2 protein-coding genes and 1 pseudogene are annotated in these 3,740 nt (G+C 42.5%); 2 read left to right on the forward strand and 1 reads right to left on the reverse strand.

What is annotated here, in order from left to right; all coding sequences use genetic code 11:
- A pseudogene (locus F6K52_RS33805) lies at positions 1–563 on the forward strand (tRNA uridine-5-carboxymethylaminomethyl(34) synthesis enzyme MnmG); the annotation flags it as partial.
- 81 nt (positions 564–644) lie between these two features.
- Positions 645–1,787, forward strand: a complete 1,143-nt coding sequence (locus F6K52_RS33810) for a hypothetical protein (protein WP_293089170.1) — start codon at positions 645–647, stop codon at positions 1,785–1,787.
- A 47-nt stretch (positions 1,788–1,834) separates the two neighbouring features.
- Here the strand turns inward: F6K52_RS33810 and F6K52_RS33815 are convergent, their stop codons facing one another.
- Entirely contained in the window at positions 1,835–2,341 is a 507-nt protein-coding gene (locus F6K52_RS33815; RefSeq protein ID WP_293089172.1) for a hypothetical protein, read from the reverse strand.
- Positions 2,342–3,740: the final 1,399 nt, after the last annotated feature.

Raw genomic sequence — 3,740 nt, forward strand, 5'->3', positions numbered from 1 at the left:
TCCGCCGTATGACTCCTTTAGGACGGAAACTGGGTTTGATTGATGACCGTAGGTGGGAGCTGTATCAACAAAAACAGGCCAACATTACTACAGAAAAAACCCGACTCCAGTCAGTGCGGATTAAGGAACATGATCCAATCGGAATTGCGATCGCATCCGATACCCAGCAAAAGATCAAAAACTCGATTACCTTAGCTGAGTTACTACGTCGTCCTGGTTTCCACTATGTCAATCTAGACCAATATGGACTGGGTGACCCTAACCTGAATAAGTCGGAACGGGAAGGAGCAGAAATTGATATAAAATATGATGGTTATCTTAAGCGTCAGCAAAAGCAAATTGAGCAAGTTTCTCGGCAAGCTAATCGGCAGTTACCACCAGATTTGGATTATGCTGCTATAGAAACTCTATCCAAGGAGTCTCGTGAAAAGCTTAGCCAAGTCAAACCTATGACTATTGGTCAGGCATCGAGAGTTGGCGGGGTTAATCCAGCAGATATCAATGCGTTGCTGGTATATCTAGAGGTGCGGGAACGAAAGTTCAGTGCTGTTGTGACTCCATAATCTCAGGGGCATCTGTTATAAAACCCTAGATAATCTTCTCTTAGATATATTCATAGTGATAGTTACAAGAGCATACCATCGATGTCTCAGGATGTGATTACCAAAGAAAAATCAACAGAGCGGTTGAACCCTCCCCTTCCCATTCAGCCATGGTCGGTAGATGCTGAAGCCGATAGGTTAATGGATGATTTATTTGGGGATCTGTACCAAATGATCGAGAACGGCTGCGAGTTGCCGACAGAACCCGCTGAGCCAGACTATGTCTCTTTAGAACCGATAGCAATCCCGAAAATTCCCATAGCAGGGGCAATCATCCCCTTTCTGGAATCCCCACTCCCCGCAACACAGGAGTTAGCGGAAACCACATCAAGTGAGTTACAAACGACAACGGCAGATACTAACTCTAGTGCTGTCGCGGATAACTCTGGTCAGTTTTTAGACAAGCTTCTATGGGCTTTAGCCTTACTTTCCCTATCAGCAATCACAATGATGTGGCTGACTAGCCAGGGAAAGCTAACTTGGTCATGGTTGAACAACTTGGTAGCTTTGGTATCAGTACAACAAGGCAAAGTCTCAGAACCTGATGCCCAGTTTATTAACTATATGTTGCGATCGCTAGAAGTAATTGACCGCAAAGCACAAGCGATCAAAAAACCTGTGATCGCATCATTACCAGACCCCACGCCTGCCAATCCTCCGGTAGCTCCTAACTCAGCAGCAACTGCACCACCAACTGCTATCAAAGAACGTGTCTTAGAACGAGTTTATTACATACCAATTGAAAAGGTTCCAACCCCTGATCCTGCCATAGCATCCTCAGCGCCAGTCACACCATCCCCTGCTACCACCCCTGAACCTAAACCATCCCCATCACCAATCCCGAAACCTCCGTCAAATGCTGTTCTAGAACCACCACCACCAACTATTGTAGAATTACCGCCACCACCAATCCCAGACCCCCTGCCCACCGCTACTCTTGACCGACTCCCTACCCCCCCACCTCCCCCACGAACATCACCTGCTATCAAACATACCTTGGTAGGATTACTAGAACTAGGAGAACAATCTGCTGCTTTGTTTAAAATTGATGGTGTTACCCAACGGGTTAAGCTGGGGGAAGCAATTGCTAATAGCGGTTGGACTCTAGTCTCTGTAGATAATCAGGAAGCAGTTATTCGACGCAATGGTGAAGTTCGTTCAATTTACGTTGGACAACATTTTTAGTTAGGAAACACTCTCCGTGTATTTAAATCGGGGAGTGTCAATTTTGTTCAAACGTGGGTGCGCAAAGAAGCATTTGCCAAAGCCCACCAGGAAATGATAGGCATAACCAGCAGCGTCAGCAGAGACGTCCAAACTGATTTAAACACAATATACGAGTTGACGGTAAATGGTTGAGCTTGACCTAGGCTGAGAGCCCAAACTATCGGTACTGCCCCAAAGATAACCCCGCCTGTTCCGAGAAGTACACCGCGCATCCAAGGAGGGCGGCGAAACCAACTGAAGTAAGGACACTGTTCTGGAAGAAGCGGAGGTAGTTTGCCAGACCGCACTTTGCGCGCAATAATCGGGCTGATGATGAAGCAGCTGACCAAGGGTAACATAAACCCACTAGCCAGTAGGTCTGTAAAAATGCCCTTCAGTCCCCAAAGAGGAATGACAGAGGACGAACGGTTCACTAACCAAGTGAGCACAACATTAATCACGAGATTAATCAATGTTGAAACCGCGCCCTGATCGATCAGGAGAAACCGCCGATGCTGATTAGATAATTCCATGGAAATAACCTCTACTAGATCTATTGCGAACTGTCGAATATGTAGAATAGACCTCTTGCAAAAATATTTTGAGTTATGATTAAATTTTTTGTAAAAATTAGCTAAATTTTCTCACGGGGTGACAACAAAGCTCAAACCTAGATAGGTATTGGGTTTTAGGTTTTAGGTTTTAGGTGTTGGATAAAATGAGCGCATCGGAGTCATTTGTATTTCCCAGCAATTGAAGCAATTTTCAAGCATACTTCGTCAAGTATAGTTTTAATAAATCCATCCCGCAAAGGCAATTTTACCTAAAACCTAACCCCTAAAACCTAACCCCTGTAAGATTTTTAATTAGCTTGTCACCCCCTGAGCTAAATTTTATACTACGCTTATAGAAAAAGAGATTACAAAGCAAGTTTGTTAGTCTTAAGCGTACGCTAGATAAAAAATTGCCAAATACTGGTTCTTCAGTACCTACTATGCTAAATTTCCAGTTAAAAAAACTCATAAAGCTTGCTGAATAAGGGTTATAAGGGAATTTAACTAATAAAATTTTCTGAATACTGCCTCTTTACCCTGCTCCCTGCTCCCTGCTCCCTGCTCCCTGCTCCCTGCTCCCTTTGCGAAAGTGTTTATTTAGCATAACAAGTACGGAAGAGCCCAAGTACTTTATATTACCACGAAAGACTTTTGCAAGAGGTCTACTATAAATAATACAAGCAAAACTCTGTTATCTGCCAACAACAACAGTCAACTAATAGGTCTCTAAATTTCTCTGCAAGAAGATTGTTATTTTTCAATAAAAAAATTGTTTTCCAGCATAAAAAAAACTGACAATGCTAGGGATTGTTAATATTTTATTGGCAAAATAAAGGCAATTATTATTGGTAGGTAGTATTAGTGCCCCAATCCTTAGTCTCACGCTTCCCACAAATTTTGCGAATCACTTCTGTTATCCTCTATTTAGAGGGAGAGTTTAGTCCAGTGCCTCTAGTCATAGACCATAACTAGTTTGAGGTATATGACCAGAGTCTCGTACCCCATGATTGATTTTCAAAATCAGGTTGAAGCCTGGCATTAGAGATTCAACAGAGGGGGAAACTTCTTGCCCGTTTAGTTGGCTTGAAATCTCTTCTGAGTTTGGGGCATCCTGATCTGTGATATTTTATGAATCTGTGATCTTATTACTCTTATTACTATAGGTATAGTGAGCCCATGCCCAATGCCCACTTCTAAATTATCTATTTTTAACTAACTATATATAGTTTTTTTTCGTAGCTATTTCAGATAAGCTGAGATATGTTGATATAACAGAGTAATAACTGAGTTGACGATTTAAGGTACAACACGATACTATCAGTATGTTGTTAACTGTAGCTAAGTGACTAAGCACCTCAAACCAACCAAAAGCTGCTGA

Origin of the sequence: Moorena sp. SIO3H5 (assembly GCF_010692395.1) — a bacterium.
Lineage (GTDB): Bacteria > Cyanobacteriota > Cyanobacteriia > Cyanobacteriales > Coleofasciculaceae > Moorena.